The sequence below is a fragment of the Pantoea sp. FN0302 genome (genome assembly GCF_050113775.1).
GTDB lineage: Bacteria > Pseudomonadota > Gammaproteobacteria > Enterobacterales > Enterobacteriaceae > Mixta > Mixta alhagi.
On record NZ_JBNJSM010000001.1, the window covers coordinates 788,482 to 811,863 of the forward strand.

The window sequence follows — 23,382 nt, forward strand, 5'->3', positions numbered from 1 at the left end:
GTGCACAGGCCGACGATCGCCCGATCGTCGGCCTGCTTTTTCCATTCCCTGAAATAACCCCTGTTTAACCCTGTTACTCCACCCATTAAATTTGCCTGGGTTTGGCAAGCTATGCCTAATTCCTATTCCAGAGCAGGTGATCAACGTGGCTGAAGGTAGCGACGAGGAAAAAACAGAATCGCCCACACCCCACCGACTAGAGAAAGCACGCAAAGAAGGGCAGGTCCCGCGATCCCGCGAACTGACTTCTCTGCTGATGCTGGTGGCGGGGTTGCTGATTTTGTGGATGGGCGGCGGGACGATGGCGCGTCAGCTGGCTGAGATGGTCGCCTCCGGCTTTAGCTTTGATCATCATTTGATTAACGACCCTGGTCAGATTGTACGTCACATCAGTCGTCTGCTGGGGCTGGCGGTATGGGCGCTGGTGCCGATGATGGCGGGCCTGGTGCTGGTAGCGATCGCCGCGCCGATGCTGCTGGGCGGGATTGTCCTGAGCGGTAAATCCATTTCATTCAAGTTTAGCAAGCTGAATCCGCTGAGCGGCCTGAAGCGCATGGTGTCAGCGCAGACCTGGGCCGAGCTGTTAAAAGCGGTGATGAAAGCGGTGCTGGTGAGCTCGGTGGCTGGTTGGTATATCTGGGTAAGCTGGCCAGAGATGCTGCACCTGGTCAGCGAATCTCCGTTTGTTGCGCTGGAACACGGCATGCGCATGGTCGCCGTATGCTGTTTTCTGGTGGTGTTGGGGCTGGTGCCGATGGTGGGCTTCGACGTCTTCTGGCAGCTCTACAGTCATTTCAAGCAACTACGCATGTCGCAGCAGGATATCCGCGATGAATATAAAGAGATGGAAGGCGACCCGCACGTTAAGGGCCGTATCCGTCAGGCGATGCGCGCAGCTGCTCGTCGCCGCATGATGGCTGACGTGCCGAAAGCGGACGTGATCGTTACCAACCCCACGCACTATTCCGTCGCGCTGCAGTATGACGAGAAGAGAATGAGCGCGCCGAAAGTGGTGGCAAAGGGGGCGGGCGACGTGGCATTGAAGATTCGTGAGTTGGGGAAAGAACATCGCGTGCCGATACTGGAAGCGCCGCCGCTGGCGCGCGCCCTTTATCGTCACAGTGAAATTGGACAGCACATTCCTGGCGCGCTGTATGGCGCGGTAGCGGAAGTGCTGGCCTGGGTATGGCAGCTGCGTCGCTGGAAGCGCGAGGGCGGCCTGATACCGCAGAAACCTCAACGTTTGCCGGTGCCGGCTGAACTGGACTTTGCAGGAGAAACGAGAACTGATGGCTAATCTGGCCGCTTTACTTCGCTTACCGGGTAACATGAAAGATACGCAGTGGAAGGTGCTGGCTGGCCCGCTGCTGATTTTGATGATCCTGTCGATGATGGTGCTGCCGCTGCCGCCCTTTATCCTCGATCTGCTGTTTACCTTTAATATCGCGCTGTCAATTATGGTGCTGCTGGTAGCGATGTTTACCCAGCGGACGCTGGAGTTTGCCGCGTTCCCGACCATTCTGCTGTTTTCAACGCTGCTTCGCCTGGCGCTGAACGTTGCCTCCACGCGCGTTATTTTACTGGAAGGGCATACCGGCGCCGCGGCGGCAGGTCAGGTGGTTGAAGCGTTTGGCCACTTCCTGGTCGGCGGCAACTTCGCCATCGGTATTGTGCTGTTTGTCATTCTTATCATCATTAACTTTATGGTTATCACCAAGGGTGCCGGACGTATCGCCGAAGTGGGCGCGCGCTTTGTACTTGACGGGATGCCTGGCAAGCAGATGGCGATCGATGCCGATTTGAATGCCGGTTTGATTGGCGAAGAAGAAGCGAAAAAGCGCCGTACAGAAGTCACCCAGGAAGCCGATTTCTACGGATCAATGGACGGTGCCAGTAAGTTCGTTCGTGGTGACGCTATCGCGGGCATCATGATCATGATTATCAACGTGGTGGGCGGCCTGATGGTGGGCGTGCTCCAGCACGGAATGTCGCTGGGCACCGCAGGGGAAACCTATACGCTGCTGACCATCGGTGACGGCCTGGTTGCGCAGATCCCCGCGCTGGTGATCTCGACCGCCGCCGGTGTGATTGTTACCCGCGTCGGCACCGATGAGGATGTGGGCGAGCAGATGGTGACCCAGCTGTTCAACAATCCACGCGTAATGATGCTGAGCGCCGGCGTATTAGGCCTGTTGGGGCTGGTGCCGGGCATGCCGAACCTGGTGTTCCTGCTGTTTACCGCCGTGCTGTTAGGCTTAGCCTGGTGGCAACGTGGCCGCGAGATGCAGCCGAAGCCGGTAGCGCAGCCGTTGCCGCGTGCGCAGGAGACGGCCGCAACGGTTGAAGCGACATGGGGCGATGTACAACTGGAAGACTCACTGGGGATGGAAGTGGGCTACCGCCTGATCCCTATGGTGGATCAGCAGCAGGATGGTGAGCTGCTGGGACGTATCCGCAGTATTCGTAAGAAGTTTGCGCAGGAGATGGGCTTTCTGCCGCCGGTGGTGCATATCCGCGACAATATGGATCTGCCCGCTGCCCGCTATCGTATTCTGATGAAAGGGGTTGAGATCGGCAGCGGCGACGCTTATCCGGGACGCTGGATGGCGATTAACCCGGGTACGGCCGCCGGTACGCTGCCGGGTGAAGCGACGGTTGACCCGGCCTTTGGTCTGGCGGCGATCTGGATTGACAGCGCGCTGAAAGAGCAGGCGCAGATTCAGGGCTTTACCGTAGTGGAAGCCAGTACCGTCGTGGCTACGCACCTTAATCATCTGATTGGTCAATATGCCAGTGAGCTGTTTGGTCGTCAGGAAGCGCAGCAGCTGATGGATCGCGTGAGTCAGGAAATGCCGAAGCTGACTGAAGATCTGGTGCCGGGCATCGTGTCGCTGACGACGCTGCATAAGGTGCTGCAGAATCTGCTGGCCGAGCGCGTGTCGATCCGCGATATGCGCACCATTATTGAGACGCTGGCGGAACATGCGCCGGTACAGAATGACCCGTATGAGCTCACGACGGTGGTACGCGTGGCGCTGGGCCGCGCCATTACCCAGCAGTGGTTCCCGGGCAATGGCGAAGTGCAGGTGATTGGTCTTGACGCGACGCTGGAACGTCTGCTGTTGCAGGCGCTGCAGGGCGGTGGCGGACTGGAGCCGGGTCTGGCAGATCGTTTGCTGGAGCAGGCGCAGCGCGCGCTGCAAAATCAGGAGATGTTAGGCGCGCCGCCGGTGCTGTTGGTTAATCATCCGCTGCGTGCGTTGCTGGCGCGCTTCCTGCGCCGTAATCTGCCGCAGCTGGCGGTGCTCTCGAATATGGAGCTGAGCGATAATCGCCATATCCGTATGACCGCAACCATTGGAGGTCAGTAATGCGACTTTCACTCTGTGCGTTGATGTTGCTGTTGCCGCTGGCAACGCAGGCGGCGGACGGTGCCTGGCAGGGGAGCGCCACCGGCGTGACGTTAAGCAATCGCGGCGTGGAGGCATCATCGCCGCCGATTGCGCCGCCGGGTCCGATTTCTGGCCTGATGAGTGTGATTTACTGGCGTTTTGAACTGACCGGCCCGCAGCCAGCTGGCCTGATGGTAAAACTCTGTTCCAGCACCCGCTGCACGCCGATCGAAGGGGCCAGCGGCTCGACGCGCGGCCTGACCAATGTGCCCGCCAGCGATACGCTGCGTTTTGTGTATAGCGTACAGGGGAAGGGAAGGCTGTTTCCTGTCACGCGGGTGCGCAGCAATCAGGTAATGGTAAATTACAACTAGTACCGCGTCTTATCGCACCGATCTGCCTGCTCCTCTGGGTAAGCACTGCGACTCAAACCACTCCACGTGTGGCCTTTTCTGACAACAACCTTTCCGGTGCCAGATAGCAGATAAAAAAATCCACGCCGGAGCGTGGATTTTTTGCTGTTATCAGGGCTTCGCCAGAAACAAGGGCAGCCTGTGGCTTACATACGCTCGACGGTTTCAATACCCAGCGTATCCAGACCCTGCTTCAGCGTGCGTGCCGTCAGCAGCGCCAGCTTCAGGCGGCTCTGGCGTACTGCGGCGTCTTCTGCTGACAGAATCGGACAGTGTTCGTAAAAACCAGAGAACAGACCGGCCAGATCGTACAGATAAGCACACATCACATGCGGCGTACCGTCACGTGCTACCAGCGTAATAGTCTCTTCAAACTGCAGCAGACGCGCCGCCAGCTGTGCTTCGCGCTCGTCGTTCAGCTGAATGGTACCTTCCAGCAGCGCATTCTCATCAATACCGGCTTTACGGAACACTGACAGCACGCGCGTATAAGCATACTGCATATAAGGCGCGGTATTGCCCTCAAATGCCAGCATGTTATCCCAGTCGAAAATGTAATCGGTGGTGCGGCTTTTCGACAGGTCGGCATATTTTACCGCGCCAATACCAACAATATTTGCCAGTTTGCGCAGCTCATCGGCATCCATCTCCGGATTCTTTTCCGATACCAGCGCGGTAGCGCGCTCAACCGCTTCATCCAACAGATCGGAGAGCTTAATGGTGCCGCCGCTGCGGGTCTTAAACGGACGCCCATCTTTGCCCAGCATCATACCGAACATATGGTGCTCAAGCGGTACCGATTCCGGTACATAGCCCGCTTTACGTACGATGGTCCAGGCCTGCATCAGGTGCTGGTGCTGGCGCGAATCGATATAGTACAACACGCGATCGGCATGCAGCTGCTCATAGCGATATTTCGCGCAGGCAATGTCGGTGGTGGTGTAGAGGTAGCCGCCGTCCTTTTTCTGGACGATCACGCCCATCGGCTCGCCGTCTTTATTTTTAAACTCGTCAAGGAAGACAACGGTTGCGCCTTCGCTTTCCACCGCCAGCCCTTTCGCTTTCAGGTCGGCAACGATGCCCGGCAGCATATCGTTATACAGGCTTTCACCCATAACATCGTCACGCGTCAGCGTCACGTTCAGACGATTGTAGATCGTCTGGTTCTGAGTCATGGTGATATCAACCAGCCGCTTCCACATGGCGCGACAATATTCATCGCCGCCCTGTAATTTCACCACGTAGCTGCGCGCGCGCTCGGCGAAAGCCTCATCTTCGTCATAGGTCTTTTTCGCTTCACGGTAGAATGCTTCCAGATCGGCCAGCGCGATCTCTTCATGATGCTCACGCTGCTGCTTTTCCAGATAGGCGATCAGCATACCGAACTGTGTGCCCCAGTCGCCGACATGGTTGGCGCGGATCACGTGATGACCAAGGAATTCCAGCGTACGTGCTGCCGCATCACCGATAATGGTTGAGCGCACATGGCCTACGTGCATCTGTTTCGCCACGTTTGGCGCTGAGTAGTCAATCACGATAGTTTGCGCATCCACTGGCGCAACGCCCAGACGCGGCGATGCCAGCGCGGCTTCCGCCTGCTGCGCCAGCCATTCAGGGGCGAGGAAAATATTAATAAAGCCCGGACCCGCGATTTCAACCTTACTGGCGATGCCATTGAGATCAAGATGCTGAACCACTTGCTCAGCCAGCTGACGTGGCTGCTGACCCAGTTTTTTCGCCACCGCCATAATGCCGTTGGCCTGGTAATCGCCAAACTGAACTCTGGCCGACTGACGAACCATAGGTTCGCAATCTGCCGGCGCGCCAACGGCGATCATCGCCTGACTAACTTTTTCCGAAAGGAGAGCCTGAATATTCACCGAGTTACCTTCATCCGTCTGCACTGCCCACCGCGCCAGGGGCGGCAGGCATAATCATCGCGACGCCTGACAGTCTGGCAGGGTGCTGTACAATAGCGTCGCGGAAAAAAGAAGGGGGGAAGTATACGTTATTTGCGGGGGTGCGTCAGCAGCCGTAGCAGGCGGAAACATTGCTGTTGATGTTTCCGCCACCGACGAAAAAAGGTTAACGACGTCGAGAATGCCGATATGGGTTATTTACCGTTTTTTCATTGCGCACCTTCCAGTGGCGGGTGAGAGCATACCCCATCAGCGCGATAAGAACTGCAATAATAATAAGTTTAAGCATAAAGCCATTCCTTGTGTGATGGTTCGGGTAAATCTATAAGAAAGACTTGGTAGTCGCAATTGCGCACTCAACCAATTAGGAATTACCTTAAAGCCCCTGCAAACATAATTAAAAACATTAGGTTAACCGGGGTTTTATAAAATATTTCCTGGACCTGTGCCGTGCTAAACTGGACATAAATAAGGTAAATTACGCCAGCTTATCTAAAAAAACCTGTCATTAACGCTGTTTTTACAACTATAACTGGTCTTGCAAAATTGCTTATAAAGCAATCAATGTTTAAGAAAATTGTCTAAAAGTGGAGAGTAATTGTGCCATTCAGGAATAATCTGGAAGCGCTATCTGACCTGACAAACGATCTGCCGCGTTTTGAAAAATCACTGGTGAATCTGGCGGAAAAGTTGGGTTTAGTACTGGAAAACCTCGAGGCCGACCATATTTCGCTGCGCTGCCATCAAATTGCGACAGCGGAGCGCTGGAAACAAGGCTTGATGCAGGTTGGCAAGTTGTTCTCAGAAAAAATGATTAACGGCAGGCCGATTTGTCTGTTTCAACTGCACGAGCCGCTAAGCGTAGGGCCGTGGCGGATCGAGGTGGTTGAGCTACCCTGGCCGGGCAATAAACTCTATCGCCATGAAGGATGGGAGCATGTTGAAATTGTCCTGCGCGGCGATCCGGCCACGCTGGGTGCCAGGGCAATGGCATTATTATCTGACAGCGGCCTGCTGCAGCCGGGCATTTCATTCAAAACCAGTGCGCCGCAGGGCGAAGGCGAACGTCTGCCTAATCCCACGCTTGCCGTGACCGACGGAGAGATCACCATTAAATTCCATCCCTGGAGTTTGCAGGAGATTGTTGCCAGCGAACAGGATTAAGCCTTTGCCGCAGCGACCGCGCGTTCCAGGCGTGTCACGGCCTCTTCCAGCGTGGCCCGCGTACAGCCGAAGTTAAAACGCACGAAGCCATCGTCGCCAAACTCCCGCCCCGGTGAAAAACCCAGCCCGTGCTGTTCAAACCAGAGCGTCGGGCTGTCAACATTGGGTAAGCGTGCTGAAATCCAGGCCAGATAGGTGGCTTCCGGCGGCGCGACGCACAAACCCGGCAGCGCATTAACACGTTCACACAGCCAGTCACGATTATGGCGCAGATAATCGATCTGAGCCTCAAGCCAGGGCTGACCATCGCGCCAGGCTGCGGTAGCAGCGGTCAGCGCCAGGATATCTACCGAGGGTACCAGGCCGCGACGTGCCACTTTGAAACGCTGGCGCAACGCTTTATTGGGAATAATCGCCAGCGATGCGCCCAGGCCAGCGATATTAAAGGTTTTCGAGGGTGAAATAAGCGTCACTGAACGCTGCGCGGCATCCTCGCTAAGCGTAGCGAAAGGCGTATGCGTTAAGCCCGGCTCCAGGATCAGATCGCAGTGGATCTCATCAGAACAGACAATCAAATCGTGGCGCTGAGCAAACCGCAGCTGCTCCGCTAATTCTTCGCGCCGGTAGACCGTGCCGCCGGGATTATGCGGATTACACAGCATCAGCAATTTCTCATTTCCCTTTAGCTGCATCTCCGCCGCTGCCAGATCCATTATCCAGCGCTGATTTTCCAGCCGCATTTGCAAACTGATTTGGCTGCGCTCTGCCCAGGCGGCGGCCAGTCTGAAAGGAGGATAAATGGGCGTCGGGGCAAGGGTGCCTTCGCCAGGGGAAGTAAAGGCGCGCACGCATAAATTGAGACCGGCAACCACGCCGGGCAAAAACACTAACCAGTCCGGCTCAATCTGCCATTGATAGCGGGTGGCCATACGTTCAATAACGATATCGATAAGCTCGTCGGGCTCGCTGCCGTAACCGAATACGCCATGTTCCACGCGCGCGTGCAGCGCCTCGATAACCGCAGGCGGCGAAAGAAAGTCAGTATCCGCTACCCACAGCGGCAAAACATCGCGATCGCCATATTTTCGCCATTTAAGGCTATCGCTGTGATACCGGTCTATCCATTGGTCGAAATTGAATGCCATGATTACGTCTCTCTTTACACTACCTGCAAACTGAGCCTAACTGAGAATCAGGAAACCAGCCAGCAGTCATTAACAGGAGGATGAAATGGTTAAACTGGAAGTCTGCTGCTACGGAATCGACTGCGCGGTTAACGCCCAGCAGGCGGGCGCTGACCGGATTGAGCTTTGCGCCGCGCCGAAAGAGGGCGGTTTGACACCGTCCGCAGGCATGTTACAGGCGGCACGCGAACATCTTGATATTCCGGTCCACCCTATTGTTCGTCCACGTGGCGGCGATTTTTGCTACAGCGCCCGTGAGTTCGCCACGATGAAATCAGATATAGCGTTAATTCGGGAGCTGGGTTTTCCTGGCGTGGTGCTGGGGATGCTTGATGAAGATGCCTATATAGACATCAACAGGATGGAGGAAATAATGTCGCTGTGTGGCGATATGCAGGTGACTTTCCATCGCGCTTTTGATCTCTGCCATAGTCCGAAACGTACCCTGGAGACATTGACCGGTCTGGGCGTTGCGCGCATTCTTACATCAGGCCAGCAACAAAATGCGGAGAACGGAATTGCATTGTTAAAGGAACTTACTGAGTTAAGTAAAGGTCCAATTATTATGGCGGGTGCGGGCGTCAGGTTAAGTAACCTGCAAAAATTTCTGGATATTGGGATCCGTGAGCTGCACAGCTCCGCCAGTCATCTGGTTTCTTCCCCGATGCGCTACCGGAAAGCGGGCGTATCCATGAGTTCCGATGTCGAGACCGATGAATTCAGCCGTCAATGTGTTGATGGTGAGATGGTTGAGGCGATGAAGAGCATTATGCAGATGAATGTTGTTCGGGTTGCCTGAACCATAAACAGTTTTTGCCGCGCAGCACGCCGTTCCTCAGACGTGATGTTTGCAAGTACCAAACCCCAGCACTTTGTTGGGGTTTTTTTTATGCCAAAAAGAGCCTGATAAAAAGTGCGACTTTGAAATCATAACCTGCCTGCCGCATCATTTTTAGTGGATTTCACACGCTTCATTTTCCTGTCAATCCAGGATGTTGACATCAGCGTAACACTTCCTGCAGTAGATTTAATCCTGCTTTCTCCTGCCTGATTTTGACTGTTATTAAATTTCGATAAGAATATTCTCGATTATCCTGGTTAAATTCTTATATAATTTTTAACTGGTATTGATGCTTTGTAAACAAAGCAAGATTGCTTTAGATAAATTGTCAGGATAAAGGCCTATGAAAAACAGGAAGTTAACATTGCTTCTCACCGTTATGGTACTGGCTTTAACAGCGTGTAATGAGAAAGAAGGTGTAACGTTTGTTAAAAACCCAGATAAGGCAGGTGAATCAATCACGCCTCCTGACTGGGCCGCTATTGCACGTAGTGACATTCAGAGCGGTTTGGCGATGAGTCTTTTTAGCGCGACCTGTAAACTCCTTTATCGCGATGAGCAGTGGTTTGTGGGATGCAAACCAGAAGAAGACGAATCATCGTTTATGCTCTATTCCATTCAGCAGGATAAAACCTCGAAAATGAGTTCTGTAGTGGTTGCGATTAACGATCTGGCGAAACGTTATACGCATCAAAACCTGATGCTGCGTCAGATTATCACTACCGATACGCAAAATATCGCGCTTAATCCTGAACGTTTAAAACAAGATTTCGAAGCCCAGTCAGGAACATAAAAGAGGGAGCAGATCTCTTTTCAAGCCTGTGCGTTAACAGGTAAGCCTGTCATTCTGTATCACTACTTGTGATATCAGCGGTTGCCCCATGCTGCCGGAGCCTAATCCGGCAGCACTTTTATTCTTCCCTCGTTGCCTCTCCTGAGCTTTTTTAACGATAGATATCGACAAAACCTATTGCCTGCCTCTGGTAGCCATCGCTCTGGAAACTTTTTAAGGTCTGAAAAGGATGTTATTAACTTTAATACGCTTTGGTACGAGGGCGAAAAGTTAAATCTGCAGCAAATTTAACTAAATGAGCCAGGTCACATTTTTCACATTGGTTACCAGTGCTAAACACATTGCTGAATCTGGTGCCGATCTTCCGTCACGCCGCAAAATAAACCCACTCTTTGTAATTTATTGAAAGATATAGCTATTTTCTTTCGTGTCTTTTTTCTGATGCGAATAAGAATTTTTCGCAAAATACCCTAAAAGAGCGAGTTATTGATTGGTTTTACACTAATTGACTGTATTTAAAGCATAAATTATACAGGAGGGAAAGTTATCACTGGAGGGGAAGAAAGTTTTTCACCTTATCAGAAATTTTTTTACGCAAATTTTCATCTCTTGTTACCGTTAAGCCTGTTTAATCATTAAAAATCGAAAAATGATTAGCTGACAGTAAGTTAGCCCATCTGTAACCCTGCTGAAATGCCTGCCAGTGCTACGTTTTGCTATCGAAATCGCCTGTGAACAAGCCCATTTTTCCAGCAAACAAACTTGACAGTTTTTTAATAGCTAATAGTATTTTTAATAACAAAGGTTATGAAGTGTGGTGGATGTGTTAACCGCCTCGTCAGCGAACTATTAAGCCGCATTCATGCTTCATAGACGTGTTGAAGCATAGTTGAACCCGGAGCGGCGCCCAGGCGCCGATGGGAAGTTAGATAACTGACGGGCTGAGTAGCTGAAGAGGTTCGCCATGATTTATGTCTTATATCGTGTCGCCGGTGGGCAGTATCGCGAGTTCACCTTACCGGATGATGATGTGGCGGCTTACCGGCGCAAATCACGGATTAAAAAGATAGCGACGCCGATAAGTTCGGCGGAGGAGGAGAGTTCGACAGCCGGTAAACGTGGATCATCCACGGTTAAAAAGCCGTTAGATGGACCTTCGAGATAGCGATAGACGCTGATGCGCTCATTAACACGAGCGATGACCAGGTCACCTGACTCTGGCGGAATAGCAGTATCAATAATGACGATACTGCCCGCAGTAGCTTCAGCACAACCGCTGTTTCGATCTATCAAGTAGGCTCGCCAGGTTTTTTTGGCGCGGACGCCGTTAGGCGTGGTTACGGTCTCGCTGGTTTTGCCTGCGAGCGTCCAGACAGGGACGTCACTGGCCGCGGGAGTATGTGAAAAACCTTCTTTGTTAGAAGGCCCCTGCATCTCTCCCTGACCTTTGGCCAGCCATTCGACATTGACGTTGAGTGCGGCCGCGATGTCGACCAGTTTGCGTGATCCAGCGGCCTGACCTTTGGTCAGACGCCAGATAGTAGGCTGGGAAACGCCGGATGCTTTAGCTAAAGCACCCTGAGTCATTCCGGCCAAGTTCATCGCTATATTGAGCCGCGTAGCAAGAGAATCTGTTTTCATAAACGAAAATTTATAGCGCGCCGTATTGTTCGTCAAACACGCTTTGCTATGGCCTGATTCGATACGTTTTGTTATGGGTTCAAGCATTATACATAACAGAATGAAAACCACCAATGTGGCAGAGCCAATTTTTAACAAGGTCACGGGTAAGCTGGAGAAGGAGAGAGTGCGATGAGCGAGATAATAAAAATTCTTAAATTTGAAGAAGGTTATCGGGCAAAGCCTTATATCGATACAGAAGGATATCCGACCGTGGCTTATGGCATCAAACTTGGGCCGCGCGGATGCCCAATCAGTAATTATACCTTCACGGTGCCGGAGGTGGTGGGGAGCGTATGGCTGGAAACCCTGTTGAGCAATAACAGGTTACAAATGAATGCCATGCCGGGAATTGTCGATGCGCTGCGACATTGCAACGAGCCGCGGAGCGATATTTTGTACAGCATGGCATGGCAAATGGGGGTTGAGGGGTTAGCCGGATTCAAGAATATGCTGGCCCTAATTTCTCAGGAAAATTTTACCGCGGCGGCCAGCAGTATGTTGATGAGTAAGTGGGCACGGCAAACGCCTAACCGGGCGAAGCGCCATGCGGATGTGATGCGTAGCGGCAGTTACGAGGGTTACAGAGGGGTAATCATATGAAATTACGGCTGGTTAAGGATTGGCCAAACTGGTGGCGCTGGCATTCTACGAAAGCGCTGGTTGCACTCGGTCTGCTACCTACGATTTGGCTTGAAATGCCTGCTGAGTGGAAAGCATTGATTCCGTCTCACTGGCTACAAATTACTTCATTCATTGTCATGCTGGTGGGAATGTTTTCACGTATTACCAGGCAAAAAGCACCGCCTGATACCAATACGCCAGCTGATAGAGAAGGCACAAATAATACGCCTTGAATTAAATATTACGCACCAGGGCTTAATAATGAAAACGGTAAAAAATAATTCCGTAATAGAAGCGGAAAGGGATTTCCGCAACCTTAATTCGTGCGCTGAACAGTTTTAACAAGGATAAAAACCCTTATTTTTCATTCTGGAGGTTCATCATGGCTTTAACTACATCTTCTCAAAAAATTGCTGCAACAAGTGCAACTGATTATACAACCGATAATACCGTCGCTTTTCAGGCGCTGCTTAATAAGGAAAGACATGTCATCGTCGATACCATTATTAATCTTTCTGCACAGGTTAAAACTGCCTTTGAAGGGCAGATTATCGAAGGAAAGGAGACGGGTGAAATCAGGCCGATAGGCACCGCTATGAGTATCCGTTCGATGATTGCGTTGAAACATAAGCGTTGTCAGCTGCGTAGTCTGAAATCGACCAATCCATTATTGCTGCAAAGTAACGTTCCCGGCGATCAAGGCGGAGGTCGTCAGGGGACGGTAGATATTCAGGCGGACTTCTGCGTGATTGAAGGTTGTACCATGATTAACCAGGTTAACGCCGTTATTGCCGGTTCAATCTTTCGTGCGCATGGTTCACGTATTATCAATAATAACTTCCTGGACTGCCTGGGCGTTGGTCTGGAAGAGCGTGGTGATGCCGTCAGTATCTGGGGTTCCGGTACGGTGATTGCTCATAACTACGCCTCCTGTAAAGAAGGCACCGATGGACGCATTGCGTTTCATGCCGAAGCGCCGGTTACTTCCAACAGCGGACGCGCCCATTTTGATGCTCAGCATACTATTATGGCGAATAACCTGGCCTACGGCCCGTTCCGCCGTCACTTTGTGATGGAAGGGATTACCAACGGGACGGCGATCGGTAACATCTCTCTCGGCGGCGCGACCTGGTGGGGCGAAGCTTATATTATGTGTACCAATGTGCTGGCGGAAAATACGATTAAATATACCCGTACATCTGCCGATACGCAGGGTGCCAACTGGGCGCCGAAACGCGGGGCGATTTGCGTACAGAACTGGTCATATAACGTAAGTATCCGTTCAAATGTGGTCATGGACGAAGGCTCCGTCGGCGACGGTTTTATTCTCGATCGCTCATCAACGGTGAAAGCTGAACATCGTCTGACGCTGCAACTCTCCATGCTGAATAAAGGAGACGAAAGAAATAACGCCTTTAATTTAGTGCCGGCAGAAGATCTGCATTTGAATAACTGTTATGCCGCAGGTTTCGCCAGTGTTATTAAAGGAACCACTAGTGATTATAATACCGTCCTGTTAACGGGTTGCCGTTTAAGAACCAACGGTACCGCTACCGGTGTATTAATTCAGGGCGGTTCAGGCGGCACACTGTCAATTAACCATAGCATTATAGACGTAGGCAGTAATAATTTTGCTATGAACCTGTTCAATTTGGCGAAAATTCATATTACCAGTACCGGTTATGCCGCAGCAAAATTCGCCCTTGGTCTGCAAAACATCGGTGAAAAATTCGTTATGAGTAACTGTTATAACCTTAATTCTGATGTACCGCTCAGCCTGCGTTATACCAGAACCAGTACTACAGGCGGAGCGCCGATTGTTACGTCAGAAGGTGATGTACCGGAAATTGAATGGCTGTTTAATCAGAATGATGGCATTACCTGTGGATTCGTCTATTCTCAGGCGCAGCTTAAATCGTTGACTTCTACAGTTAATACTTTCGGCAAAGCAATGGGTAAAATCGTACTGGGTTACACCGCTGATAAGAAACTACGTTACTACTATGCTATGGGGCCTGCGGCCAACTCGCCCTGGGTCTCTTTCGATAATGCTGAGACAGTAACGCCAGCCTGATCGTCCGAGCCTTCTGCGCAATGCAGAAGGCTCTTTTAATAAGGAATGTTTAACTGTGAGCAGCGCCTGCCTGGCATCATTCACGCTGCTCTTTTCAGTTAATTGAAGACCGTTACAGACTACAGAAAATGAAATCCTCAGCTAAATGCTGACCTGCTTCTCTCTAAAAATCCTCAGAGAATTCTGCTTCTTGTGTTGATGAATTGCCTTTCTGATAAAACAACGCCTAATTAAATCAGCTCAGCATTAAGTAAAGTCTGGTCCTTAATATTATTGGGATACATAAAATTAACGTGTTTATAATTTACGGGAGATATTATTACCCTATTCTCAGCGAGCAAGTCGGAGTGCATCAGCTAAAATTCAGGTCCATTTATTTAATCAAATAAAGAGGATTGCTATGCCAGTCTCCACATCGTCGCTGAATATCAGAACCAATAGTGCCACAGATTACACCACGGATAATACGGCTGGTTTGCAGAAACTGGTTAATCAAACGACACATATTATTATCGACACCGTTATTAATCTTTCCGGGAAAATTAAAACCGCCTTTGATGGGCAAATTATAGAGGGCACCGAAACTGGCGAAATCAGACCGATTGGCAATAGTATGGTCATTCTGTCAATGATTGTTCTGAATCATCCGCGCTGCAAGCTATTAAATTTAACCTCAACAAATCCTCTATTATTACAGAGCGACGCTGAGCCGAAAGAAGGCGGCGGACGCCAGGGTACCGTGGATATTCAGGCCGATTTTTGCGTTATTCAGGGATGTACCATGACCAATCAGGTCAATGCGGTAATTGCCGGATCTATTTATCGAGCCCATGGTTCGCGCATTCTGGAAAATAATTTTTTCGATTGTCTGGGCGTGGGACGAGAGGACTGAGGGGATGCGGTCAGTATCTGGGGTTCGGGCACGGTGATTGACGGTAATTATGCGTCCTGTAAAGAGGGCACAGATGGTCGTCTTGCTTTTCACGCCGAAGCGCCGGTAACAGCAGGCACTGACCGACCTGAGTTTGATGCGCAGCACACTATTATGACAAATAATCTGGCCTGGGGACCGTTTCGTCGGCATTTTGCTTTTGAACTTCAGCCTGCGAAAGATTTACATTTAAACAACTGCTATGCAGAAGGGCTCGCCAATAAAATTAAAGCGGTCACTGCGCCTTATAATAATATATTACTGACCGGGTGTCGGTTGGTGGGGAACGGTACCGCTACGGGAATTCTATTCCAGGGCGGTAATGGTGGATCATTATCAATTAACCACAGTATTATTGATGTTGATGGTAATGATTATGCAATGAGCCTGTTTGATCTGGCGAGGGTAAATATTACCAGCACCGGCTATGCCTCAGATAAGTATGCTGTCAGTATGCGTAATATCAGCGAAAAGTTTATTTGGAGTAATTGTTATAATCTTAAATCCTCTGAACCCTTATCTTTACGCTATGCCAAAACCAACGCATCCGGCGGCTCAACCGTGACAACTAAAGGGGATGTGCCGAAAATCGAATGGCTGTTTAACAATAACCAAGGCATTAACAGCGGCTTTGTCTATTCGCAGGCACAGCTTGCGTCCTCCGCCTCCGCCGTAAATGCTATTGGTAAATCCTCAGGCAAGATTGTACTGAGCTATGATGTAAGTAAGCAGCTACGTTACTACTATGCCACGGGTGAAGAGGCAAAAGCGCCATGGGCCATGCTGGAAAGCACGCGTTCAGTTACGCCTGCCTGACCTGATGCTACCGCCGTCTACGGCGGAGGCCTTGATGCTGGTATCCCCATGGCATTACCACAGGAATTAATAATGAAGTCTGGATACCTGGCACTGACTACCGGCATTTGCAGCCTGAGCTTTTGCACCCTGAGCCTGGCGGCAGAAACCTGCCGCGCCATTCCTGAAGCGATAAAACAGAGCAACAGCGTCATTCTGCTGGGCGGCACGGCAAAAGGGCCGGTTAAACAGGTGGTGATGGGCGAGTTCGGCAAAAATGTCAATTCGCAAAAGCGCGTATTGGGTCAGTTCGACCGTTGCGGTCAGCTTGTCGTCGCGGATATCAGCTACGATAAAAACGATCAAAATATTGTTCTGGCTATGGAGCAGCATATTTTTCGCGTTAATCACGGCTGGCTGGCGGAATACCAAATCTCAGTGAAAGTGCAAAAAGAGAATGCCCTGGTTGAGGTAAATAACAAGCAGGGCAATATCAGCTATATGGTGGGAACCAAAGGCAATATCATCAGCGCCAGCGATAGTTTTATGCTGATGGGGAAGAAAGGTTTCACCGAGACAACGTACAGCTATGATCCTCAAATGCGTTTAAGCACCAGCACATCACGTGGCTCGGATAGGCTCACCAACGGTGAATATCGCTATCGCTGGAACAAAGCGGGATTGCTGCTGGGCAGCAGATCGGCGCAAAGCCAGGAGAGTTACACTTACGATGCGCAACAGCGTGAACTGGGAATGCGGATGATTAATACCACCAGCAACGGCACCATTACCACGCTGGATGAGTGCCAGAGCTGGGATAAAACCGGTAACTGCACGCTGAGCTATTCCCATGAAACCGAAATTGCCGGGCAGGAAACCCTGCAGCGTCAGCTGGGGACGGCGTATCGCTTTGAGTACTGGGATAGTGAGGCAGAGAAGAGTGGAGAGGAAAATCGCTAAACGCTTTTTCGCACGGTGAGGGCCTGAACAGAGGCGTCCGTTGACGCCTCTGCTATTTAACGCCGTAACGTCACTATTTCACGCTTTGACTGAACGCATCTACCGCCAGAATAGCATTGGCGACCGCTTCCGGCGTCAGTGCCGGATTAAGGTTTTTCAACGTGTCGCCTTCGCTGTTTGCCAGCGCGCCAATTCTAACCATATTTTCCCAGCTTTCATTTTCCAGGTGCATCTCTGCCAGCGTAGTCGGCATGTTTATGGCGCGGTAAAAGCGGATATAGCGGGCGATCTCCTCATCGGGCCGCTGTTCCAGTACCATCTGCGTGAGCGTGCCATACGCCACTTTTTCACCATGCGTCAGATGATGAATATCGCCTTCGATAGCGGTAAAGCCGTTATGAATCGCATGCGCGCCCGCCAGCCCGGCATTTTCAAAGCCCAGCCCCGAAAGCAGCGTATTGGCTTCCACCACTGCTTCAACCGCAGGCGTTACGCGCTTTTGCGCCACGGCGGTCCAGGCGCTGTAGCCCCAGGTCAGCAGCGTCTCTTCACAGGCGCGGGCGATCGCCATTCCGGCAATGGTGGGATCGCCATTCACCATCGATTTCCCGTGTGAGCGCAGCACCGCCTGCGCTTCAACGTAGGTCGCCAGGCCATCAGCAATGCCGGAAGCAAACAGCCGCACCGGCGCCTGAGCGCAGACCCAGGTATCCACCAGCACCAGGTCGGGGTTTTTACTGTAAAAGCGATAACTTTCGAAGACGCCGCTATCGGAATAGATAACGGAGAGCGCGCTACAGGGCGCATCGGTCGAGGCGGCGGTCGGCACGATCGCCACCGGCGATTGCAGCTCATCCGCCACCGCTTTGGCCGTATCCAGGGTTTTGCCGCCGCCCAGACCAACCACGACCACAGAGCCCTGTTGGCGTGCGGCATTTGCCAGGCGGGTAATCTCACTGCCGGAAGCCTCACCATTGAATTTTTCATAGTGCTGCTGGATATCGCTCTGTTTCAGCGTATTTTGCACCTGTTCGCCAACCAGTCCCCAGACAATATCGTCAGCGATCAGAAATGCGCTGTCACCTAATTCTTTCAGCCAGGTTCCCAGTTCAGTCAGTACGCCAGCGCCCTGAACATATTTGCGTGGGGAGGAAAAAACAAACTTACTCATTCCCGTTCTCCTTTTAGCTATTGATTTAACGTGTTAGCTAAAGCCTGGCAGGTTTCCGGGAATGGGTTTGTTAAAGAGTGGGAAAAGGGAAATTATCCATAGCGCTGCTGGTGGGCTTTTTTGCGTCGCAGGTAATCTTCATCCGCACGAATTTTATCCCAGTATCCTTTGAAAATGGTGGCCGATTCGACTTTCTCTGCGTCCAGCTGTTGCGGCAGCACCTGCCGCTGCGCATCATATTTTTTACCGCCGGGATGATTGGCATAGCGTCGCGCGCGGGTAAAACCCATCTGAATAAATTTACGCGCCATATCCATACCAACAAAATCGTCCTGCTGTCGATAGGCTTCAAACAGCGCCATAATTTTTTCTGCTGACTCACGCGCAATGGCTGGGGTACGAAAGCGCCAGTGCGGTAAAATTTCCGATTTGTAAGGCTCGACAAGCAGTACGCCCTGTTCGCCCCGGCCTACCTGATACAGTTCCGGGTGCTGGCGAAAATCGATGGCTTTAAAATCCTGCTGATAATCAAACTCTCTCATTGGCCCTCCTGTAATCGCTGCGTTAAGTTTAGTGTTCAACGCGCAAATCTGCTTTTCTGCGGCGGAGCCGTTGGGTAGGAGGGGAGTGAATAAAGCATTGGGAAGGGCGCTGGGGCGTTAAAAAAGGGCATCCCGGGATGCCCCTGACTTTCCTGTTACGGCTTGCGTGCTACCAGCACGGCACGCAAAGGCGCGGGGTAACCCTCCACGGTTTTGCTGCTGTCCTGGGGATCGAGAAAGTCCGCCAGCGATTCGGTAATCATCCAGTCTGTGCGTCGCTGTTCGTCGGTGGTGGTGCGGGAATAGTCCACGATGCGCACATCAACAAAACCGCATTTTTCCAGCCAGCGCGCCAGTGCCCCCGCCGACGGAATAAACCAGACGTTGCGCATTTGCGCATAGCGTTCGCCCGGCACCAGCACATCATGCTCGTCGCCTTCAATTACCAGGGTTTCCAGCACCAGTTCGCCGCCGCTTACCAGCTGATTTTTCAACTGGTAGAGATGATCCAGCGGGGAGCGCCGATGATAGAGCACTCCCATGGAAAAAACGGTATCAAAAGCCTTCAGTTCCGGCAGCTGTTCAATACCGACCGGCAGCAGATGCGCGCGCTGATCGTTGCCAAGCAGCTTACGTACCGCTTCAAACTGGCAGAGAAACAGCTGAGTGGGATCGATGCCCACCACCAGATTTGCGCCCGCGCCAATCATGCGCCACATGTGATAACCGCTGCCGCAGCCGACATCCAGCACGGTGCGATCGGTGAGCGGGGAGATGTGCGGTAGCACGCGATCCCATTTCCAGTCGGAGCGCCACTCGGTATCAATATGGGTGCCGTAAAGTGAATAAGGACCTTTGCGCCACGGCATCAGGGTGCGCAGCAGTTTTTCGATGCCCTGACGCTGGCGCTCGCTAAGCGCATCGCTGTCGGCGGTAACGCTGTGCTGTAAATCGAGATGCTGCGGCGTGAGCTGCGGCAGGTTATCTACCGCTTTGGTCCAGTTGCGGAAATGGCCGTGCAGATTTTCACGCTGCCAGGCTGCCAGCTGCGCCGGCAGCACTTCAAGCCAGCTGGCCAGCGGGCCCTGCGCGATGCGCTGATAAAAATTGCCGAAGTCGATCATGCCGTACCTGCTTTTAACGCCACCAGAGAGCCAAAGTTAAAGCACTGGAACCAGAGTTCGCTGTGTTGAAAACCGGCCTGGCGCAGGCGCGCCTTATGTGTTTCCACCGAGTCGGTCAGCATCACGTTTTCCAGCATGCTGCGCTTCTGGCTGATTTCCAGTTCACTGTAGCCATTGGCACGCTTGAAGTCGTGATGCATGTTAAATAACAGTTCGCCCACTTCCGCATTTTCAAAGCTGAATTTTTCTGACAGCACCAGCGCGCCGCCAGGATTCAGGCCCTGGAAGATGCGTGCCAGCAGCGCCAGACGATCGTCAGGTGCCAGGAACTGCAGGGTGAAGTTCAGCACCACCATTGAGGCGTTTTCAATATTGATACCGCGAATGTCAGCTTCGATAACCTCAACCGGCGTGCTGGCGCGGAAGGCATCGATATGACGACGGCAGCGTTCAACCATTGCCGGAGAGTTATCAACCGCAATAATTTTGCAGCCTTCCGTCTGTACCGAACGGCGCACGGAAAGCGTGGCGGCGCCAAGCGAACAGCCCAAATCGTAAACCCGGGTATGGGGCTTAACGAAGCGTTCGGCCAGCATGCCGATCATAGAGATGATATTGGAATAACCCGGCACCGAGCGCTGGATCATATCCGGGAAAACTTCAGCTACGCGCTCATCAAACGTCCAGTCGCCCAGTTTATCAATAGGCGCGGAGAACAGCGTATCTCGATTAGACATAGGGGTAAATCCGGTCAACTACGGAAAGGGCGTTATTTTGGCAGAAAGCGTGGCGCGCTGCATCTTTTGTCGCGCGAACCGCAGCGGCTGCGACAACCGTTGAGTCGTGAAGGCGCCGCACGCTTAGCAAGAACGGTCTCAAAAACGGTGAATATGGCGTTGGGCACAGATTGTTTTTTGTTCGCTGTTATGTTCTGTCGCTGCTGGCGCGTTTACACCTTCTGCTTATACCCTGACGTATGGCGGGTAGCTTAAGGAAACGCAGAACGGCCAGAACGGATATTTCAGGCTAAAGGAAACGGCAACGATGGACAGGGTTAAAGAAGGAACGCTGCGTTTATTAACGCTGGAAGAGATCGCGCTGGCACATTCCATTTTTGGCGGATCGATAGATTACGCACGCGTATGGATTCATTGCGACAGCTATTTGCCTTTTGGTTTGCAGAGAAGGGATACAGCAATGTCGCCTAATGGGGAAATTTGGTTCAGAGAAGAACTCTATGAACCCAACTTTGGCTCAATCTATACGCCTGCATCATCAAAGCATCTTTTTATTCATGAAATGATGCATGTTTGGCAATACCAACAGAGAATGTGGGTTCGGGCAAGAGGATTATTTAGCTGGGCTGCTGACTATACGTATCAGCTTGATGGTAAACCACTGTTACAATATTCACTTGAGCAGCAGGCTCAAATCGTTGCCGATTATTTTGTACTTTATACTTTTGGTTATAGGGTATGGAATATGTTCAGGCAACAAACTTATCCCGTTGTTACTCATCAAGGCAGTATTGATCGCTTAAGGTTACTTTCGCAATATCAAAAAACCATTTATTCAGCTGTGAAAAAAGGCTAACTATGCGCGCTATAAAAGCATTATTAATCATTACAGCAGTCACGATGTTAACTGCTTGCGAAGGAAAAACGCTTTACCTTTATCGGGCAAAGGTAACAACAATAAATGATAAAGTTTGTGTGTTAATTGATGCGAAAGATAATGAGAATTTAAACCTCATTGAAATCAATTCTTCTGATAGCGCGCAAAATACTTTCAGAAAATTTTATTCAATGGATGATAAAGCGATACCGCTTTCTCGTAACCAGTGCGTTCCCTTGTTTGATTATCCCTTTAAAGAGGGTCTGGCTTACGGCGTTTCGATCGCTACCTTTATTAAACCCGTAGCAAAAATGGACGGTAGAAAGTTTATCGCCACTTTCACACTCTACCGCGTCGATGGCAAACTGATGGCGACCCGGATATAAAATCAGAACAGCGCCGCCTGCTGCGGCCAGTCCGGGGATTCACCCACCTGCGGTAACGCCTGCTGCAGGCGCGGCCACAGCGTTTGCACCAGATCCAGCACCTCGCCGATATCGGGCGTATGAATAAACAGCCACGGCGTTCCCTTTTCCTGCCAGCCAGGCAGCTTGTTTAGCCAGTCCTCGAACCATATCTGATTTTCCTGCGGGGATTCGCTGCCGATAAAGCGCACCATCGGGTCGCTGGCGGTCATGATAGCGTGTGGCGGCACCTTTGGTTTTTTCGCTTTGGCATCCAGCGTGGCGGGCGTAACGGCATCAGAAGCGTGAACCGGGCGGCTGTCAAGGATCACGCGATTCACGCCGCGCTGATGCAGGCCGCGATTCAGTGCACGCTCCGCTTCGCCTTTGGCGAAAAAAGCCGGGTGACGCACTTCAACGCCATAGCGGAACCCGGCAGGCAAACCATCAAGAAATGCCCACAGCGCCGCCAGCGAATCGGGACCAAAGGTGGCAGGCAGCTGCAGCCAGTACTGACCAATGCGGGCGCTAAGCGGATCCAGCGTGCGGAAAAAAGTATCCAGCAGATCGTCGCAGTCGCGCAGGGCAGCCTGATGGCTGATAGTGGCGGGAAATTTAAAACAGAAACGAAAATCATCGCTGGTCATATCATGCCAGCGCAACACCACCTCTGCTTTTGGCAGCGCATAGAGCGTGGTATTGCCTTCAACGCAGTTAAAATAGCGGGCATAGTCAGCCAGCGTTTCCAGCCCATAGCGTTTCCAGTGCGGATGTTGCCACTGCGGCAAACCCAGACGAAGTGTCATAATGCTCCCGTATCAAAGTGTCCCCGGCAAACTGGCTCGCTCTGCAAACGCGAAAAGCGGATCACTCGCCGGGGCTTCACGGGCGGACAGGGGAGTGTCCACCACAGGTTACAGCGCGGCGATAATCTCATCGCTACGACGTATTTTTGCGATACGCGGGAAAATCCATTCCAGACTGCTGTTATGCTGCTCTACGCTGCCAGCGCTGCAAATATCCTCGGCAATGACCAGGTTAAAGCCCAGCTCCCAGGCGTTGCGCGCGGTAGATTCTACGCCAATATTGGTGGAAATGCCGCCCAGGACGATAGTATCGATGCCGCGCCGACGCAGCTGCAACTCCAGATCGGTGCCGTAAAAGGCGCCCCACTGGCGCTTGACCACTTCAATATCGCCAGACGTAACGCCCAGCGCCGTAGGGTAGTTCCACCAGTTTTCCGGCAGCGCGCCGTGCATCAGCGCAGAATCGACTTCCTGCTTCGGCGCATCGGCAAAATCAGGCGACCAGCCAACACGCACCAGCACCACCGGCGCGTTTACGGCGCGGAATTTTTCCGCCAGCCTGGCCGCACCTGCCACCACCTGCTGCGCGCTGTGCGGGCCGCCGGCAAAAGGCAGGATACCTTCCTGCAAATCGATTAAAACCAGCGCGGTTGATTCAGGATTGAGTTTCATAATGTTCTCCGCGAACAGACAAAAGCGTAAGCCTACGTGACTTGCTGGCGTGCGGGCGAGCAGAAAAATGTCGTTAATTCATGAATTTTGTGAATTTCTGTGTGCGCGGCGCTAACATGAGCCGGCAGGGAATAACAAATGCGCACACATTCAGCGCTGCGCGCCGTTCCCCCTTATCGTGCCTCGCTTTTTACATTATAATGCCTGCCTTTTTGCGGCAGCGTCTGCCTGAGGGTTATCCGCCGGATAACCAACTCCAGAACGATACATCAGCGCTGC

At 51.9% G+C, this 23,382-nt stretch carries 23 protein-coding genes; 14 read left to right on the plus strand and 9 right to left on the minus strand.

Going from position 1 to position 23,382, the window contains the following annotated elements:
* Nucleotides 1–145: 145 nt before the first annotated feature.
* The 3 genes from flhB to flhE are packed head-to-tail and all read left to right on the plus strand — an operon-like array spanning nt 146 to nt 3,766.
* Nucleotides 146–1,297: a flagellar biosynthesis protein FlhB gene (gene flhB / locus ACQE32_RS03595; RefSeq protein WP_426972219.1), complete on the plus strand. Its 1,152-nt coding sequence runs from the start codon at nt 146–148 to the stop codon at nt 1,295–1,297.
* The gene (flhA, locus tag ACQE32_RS03600) at nt 1,290–3,371 is read left to right on the plus strand and encodes a flagellar biosynthesis protein FlhA (RefSeq protein ID WP_427021353.1); all 2,082 of its coding nucleotides are present in this window, start codon (nt 1,290–1,292) and stop codon (nt 3,369–3,371) included. The genes flhB and flhA overlap by 8 nt, the downstream gene beginning before the upstream one ends.
* Nucleotides 3,371–3,766, plus strand: coding sequence for a flagellar protein FlhE (gene flhE, locus ACQE32_RS03605; protein ID WP_426972221.1), 396 nt, complete (start codon nt 3,371–3,373; stop codon nt 3,764–3,766). Before flhA ends, flhE begins: the two co-directional genes overlap by 1 nt.
* 185 nt (nt 3,767–3,951) lie before the next feature.
* Here flhE and argS read toward each other — a convergent pair whose 3' ends face one another.
* Nucleotides 3,952–5,685 (minus strand): arginine--tRNA ligase, encoded by a 1,734-nt coding sequence (argS, locus tag ACQE32_RS03610; protein WP_426973048.1) that lies wholly within the window; start codon nt 5,683–5,685, stop codon nt 3,952–3,954.
* A gap of 639 nt (nt 5,686–6,324) precedes the next feature.
* On the opposite strand from argS, the gene ACQE32_RS03615 reads away from it, so the two are divergent.
* Entirely contained in the window at nt 6,325–6,888 is a 564-nt protein-coding gene (locus ACQE32_RS03615) for a VOC family protein (RefSeq protein ID WP_250650167.1), read from the plus strand.
* On the opposite strand, the gene ACQE32_RS03620 is transcribed toward ACQE32_RS03615, so the two are convergent.
* The gene (locus ACQE32_RS03620; RefSeq protein WP_426972222.1) at nt 6,885–8,033 is read right to left on the minus strand and encodes a MalY/PatB family protein; all 1,149 of its coding nucleotides are present in this window, start codon (nt 8,031–8,033) and stop codon (nt 6,885–6,887) included. The genes ACQE32_RS03615 and ACQE32_RS03620 overlap by 4 nt on opposite strands.
* A gap of 85 nt (nt 8,034–8,118) precedes the next feature.
* Between ACQE32_RS03620 and cutC the strand changes: the two genes are divergently transcribed.
* A complete protein-coding gene (cutC, locus tag ACQE32_RS03625) occupies nt 8,119–8,871 on the plus strand; it encodes a copper homeostasis protein CutC (protein ID WP_427021354.1) in 753 nt (250 codons plus the stop codon).
* A 385-nt stretch (nt 8,872–9,256) separates the two neighbouring features.
* Entirely contained in the window at nt 9,257–9,706 is a 450-nt protein-coding gene (locus tag ACQE32_RS03630; protein ID WP_426972226.1) for a hypothetical protein, read from the plus strand.
* A gap of 1,038 nt (nt 9,707–10,744) precedes the next feature.
* Here the strand turns inward: ACQE32_RS03630 and ACQE32_RS03635 are convergent.
* On the minus strand, nt 10,745–11,383 hold the full coding sequence (locus ACQE32_RS03635; RefSeq protein ID WP_426980886.1) for a helix-turn-helix domain-containing protein: 639 nt from the start codon (nt 11,381–11,383) through the stop codon (nt 10,745–10,747).
* Nucleotides 11,384–11,518: 135 nt separating this feature from the next.
* Between ACQE32_RS03635 and ACQE32_RS03640 the strand changes: the two genes are divergently transcribed.
* The 6 genes from ACQE32_RS03640 to ACQE32_RS03665 all read left to right on the plus strand — a co-directional run bounded on the left by ACQE32_RS03640 (nt 11,519) and on the right by ACQE32_RS03665 (nt 16,770).
* On the plus strand, nt 11,519–11,989 hold the full coding sequence (locus tag ACQE32_RS03640; protein ID WP_426972229.1) for a glycoside hydrolase family protein: 471 nt from the start codon (nt 11,519–11,521) through the stop codon (nt 11,987–11,989).
* The gene (locus ACQE32_RS03645; RefSeq protein WP_426972230.1) at nt 11,986–12,243 is read left to right on the plus strand and encodes a hypothetical protein; all 258 of its coding nucleotides are present in this window, start codon (nt 11,986–11,988) and stop codon (nt 12,241–12,243) included. Before ACQE32_RS03640 ends, ACQE32_RS03645 begins: the two co-directional genes overlap by 4 nt.
* 149 nt (nt 12,244–12,392) lie before the next feature.
* Entirely contained in the window at nt 12,393–14,084 is a 1,692-nt protein-coding gene (locus ACQE32_RS03650) for a hypothetical protein (RefSeq protein WP_427021355.1), read from the plus strand.
* A gap of 400 nt (nt 14,085–14,484) precedes the next feature.
* On the plus strand, nt 14,485–14,976 hold the full coding sequence (locus tag ACQE32_RS03655) for a hypothetical protein (RefSeq protein WP_427021356.1): 492 nt from the start codon (nt 14,485–14,487) through the stop codon (nt 14,974–14,976).
* A gap of 33 nt (nt 14,977–15,009) precedes the next feature.
* Nucleotides 15,010–15,831 (plus strand): hypothetical protein, encoded by an 822-nt coding sequence (locus ACQE32_RS03660; RefSeq protein WP_427021357.1) that lies wholly within the window; start codon nt 15,010–15,012, stop codon nt 15,829–15,831.
* A gap of 72 nt (nt 15,832–15,903) precedes the next feature.
* Entirely contained in the window at nt 15,904–16,770 is an 867-nt protein-coding gene (locus ACQE32_RS03665) for a hypothetical protein (RefSeq protein WP_426972232.1), read from the plus strand.
* Between the two features lie 73 nt (nt 16,771–16,843).
* Here the strand turns inward: ACQE32_RS03665 and ACQE32_RS03670 are convergent, their stop codons facing one another.
* The 4 genes from ACQE32_RS03670 to cmoA all read right to left on the minus strand — a co-directional run bounded on the left by ACQE32_RS03670 (nt 16,844) and on the right by cmoA (nt 20,344).
* Nucleotides 16,844–17,941: a glycerol dehydrogenase gene (locus tag ACQE32_RS03670; protein ID WP_426980895.1), complete on the minus strand. Its 1,098-nt coding sequence runs from the start codon at nt 17,939–17,941 to the stop codon at nt 16,844–16,846.
* A gap of 92 nt (nt 17,942–18,033) precedes the next feature.
* Nucleotides 18,034–18,483 carry a DUF4385 domain-containing protein gene (locus tag ACQE32_RS03675; RefSeq protein ID WP_250650156.1) on the minus strand — a complete coding sequence of 150 codons (450 nt, stop codon included), beginning with the start codon at nt 18,481–18,483 and terminating at the stop codon, nt 18,034–18,036.
* Nucleotides 18,484–18,638: 155 nt separating this feature from the next.
* Nucleotides 18,639–19,607, minus strand: coding sequence for a tRNA 5-methoxyuridine(34)/uridine 5-oxyacetic acid(34) synthase CmoB (gene cmoB, locus ACQE32_RS03680; RefSeq protein WP_427021358.1), 969 nt, complete (start codon nt 19,605–19,607; stop codon nt 18,639–18,641).
* On the minus strand, nt 19,604–20,344 hold the full coding sequence (gene cmoA / locus ACQE32_RS03685) for a carboxy-S-adenosyl-L-methionine synthase CmoA (protein ID WP_426972237.1): 741 nt from the start codon (nt 20,342–20,344) through the stop codon (nt 19,604–19,606). Before cmoA ends, cmoB begins: the two co-directional genes overlap by 4 nt.
* Nucleotides 20,345–20,651: 307 nt before the next feature.
* On the opposite strand from cmoA, the gene ACQE32_RS03690 reads away from it, so the two are divergent.
* Nucleotides 20,652–21,200, plus strand: a complete 549-nt coding sequence (locus ACQE32_RS03690; RefSeq protein WP_426972239.1) for a type IV secretion protein Rhs — start codon at nt 20,652–20,654, stop codon at nt 21,198–21,200.
* A gap of 2 nt (nt 21,201–21,202) precedes the next feature.
* Nucleotides 21,203–21,607, plus strand: a complete 405-nt coding sequence (locus ACQE32_RS03695) for a putative T6SS immunity periplasmic lipoprotein (protein WP_426972240.1) — start codon at nt 21,203–21,205, stop codon at nt 21,605–21,607.
* Nucleotides 21,608–21,609: 2 nt separating this feature from the next.
* On the opposite strand, the gene ACQE32_RS03700 is transcribed toward ACQE32_RS03695, so the two are convergent.
* On the minus strand, nt 21,610–22,431 hold the full coding sequence (locus tag ACQE32_RS03700) for a DUF72 domain-containing protein (RefSeq protein WP_426972242.1): 822 nt from the start codon (nt 22,429–22,431) through the stop codon (nt 21,610–21,612).
* Between the two features lie 108 nt (nt 22,432–22,539).
* Entirely contained in the window at nt 22,540–23,106 is a 567-nt protein-coding gene (locus ACQE32_RS03705; RefSeq protein WP_427021744.1) for a hydrolase, read from the minus strand.
* Nucleotides 23,107–23,382 lie beyond the last annotated feature (276 nt).

Bases quoted from the DNA above. Each gene is read 5' to 3' on its own strand.
- flhA (WP_427021353.1), top strand. From the start codon at position 1,290: ATGGCTAATCTGGCCGCTTTACTTCGCTTACCGGGTAACATGAAAGAT.
- flhE (WP_426972221.1), top strand. From the start codon at position 3,371: ATGCGACTTTCACTCTGTGCGTTGATGTTGCTGTTGCCGCTGGCAACG.
- ACQE32_RS03620 (WP_426972222.1), bottom strand. From the start codon at position 8,033: ATGGCATTCAATTTCGACCAATGGATAGACCGGTATCACAGCGATAGC.
- cutC (WP_427021354.1), top strand. From the start codon at position 8,119: ATGGTTAAACTGGAAGTCTGCTGCTACGGAATCGACTGCGCGGTTAAC.
- ACQE32_RS03630 (WP_426972226.1), top strand. From the start codon at position 9,257: ATGAAAAACAGGAAGTTAACATTGCTTCTCACCGTTATGGTACTGGCT.
- ACQE32_RS03640 (WP_426972229.1), top strand. From the start codon at position 11,519: ATGAGCGAGATAATAAAAATTCTTAAATTTGAAGAAGGTTATCGGGCA.
- ACQE32_RS03645 (WP_426972230.1), top strand. From the start codon at position 11,986: ATGAAATTACGGCTGGTTAAGGATTGGCCAAACTGGTGGCGCTGGCAT.
- ACQE32_RS03650 (WP_427021355.1), top strand. From the start codon at position 12,393: ATGGCTTTAACTACATCTTCTCAAAAAATTGCTGCAACAAGTGCAACT.
- ACQE32_RS03655 (WP_427021356.1), top strand. From the start codon at position 14,485: ATGCCAGTCTCCACATCGTCGCTGAATATCAGAACCAATAGTGCCACA.
- ACQE32_RS03665 (WP_426972232.1), top strand. From the start codon at position 15,904: ATGAAGTCTGGATACCTGGCACTGACTACCGGCATTTGCAGCCTGAGC.
- ACQE32_RS03670 (WP_426980895.1), bottom strand. From the start codon at position 17,941: ATGAGTAAGTTTGTTTTTTCCTCCCCACGCAAATATGTTCAGGGCGCT.
- ACQE32_RS03675 (WP_250650156.1), bottom strand. From the start codon at position 18,483: ATGAGAGAGTTTGATTATCAGCAGGATTTTAAAGCCATCGATTTTCGC.
- cmoB (WP_427021358.1), bottom strand. From the start codon at position 19,607: ATGATCGACTTCGGCAATTTTTATCAGCGCATCGCGCAGGGCCCGCTG.
- cmoA (WP_426972237.1), bottom strand. From the start codon at position 20,344: ATGTCTAATCGAGATACGCTGTTCTCCGCGCCTATTGATAAACTGGGC.
- ACQE32_RS03690 (WP_426972239.1), top strand. From the start codon at position 20,652: ATGGACAGGGTTAAAGAAGGAACGCTGCGTTTATTAACGCTGGAAGAG.
- ACQE32_RS03695 (WP_426972240.1), top strand. From the start codon at position 21,203: ATGCGCGCTATAAAAGCATTATTAATCATTACAGCAGTCACGATGTTA.
- ACQE32_RS03700 (WP_426972242.1), bottom strand. From the start codon at position 22,431: ATGACACTTCGTCTGGGTTTGCCGCAGTGGCAACATCCGCACTGGAAA.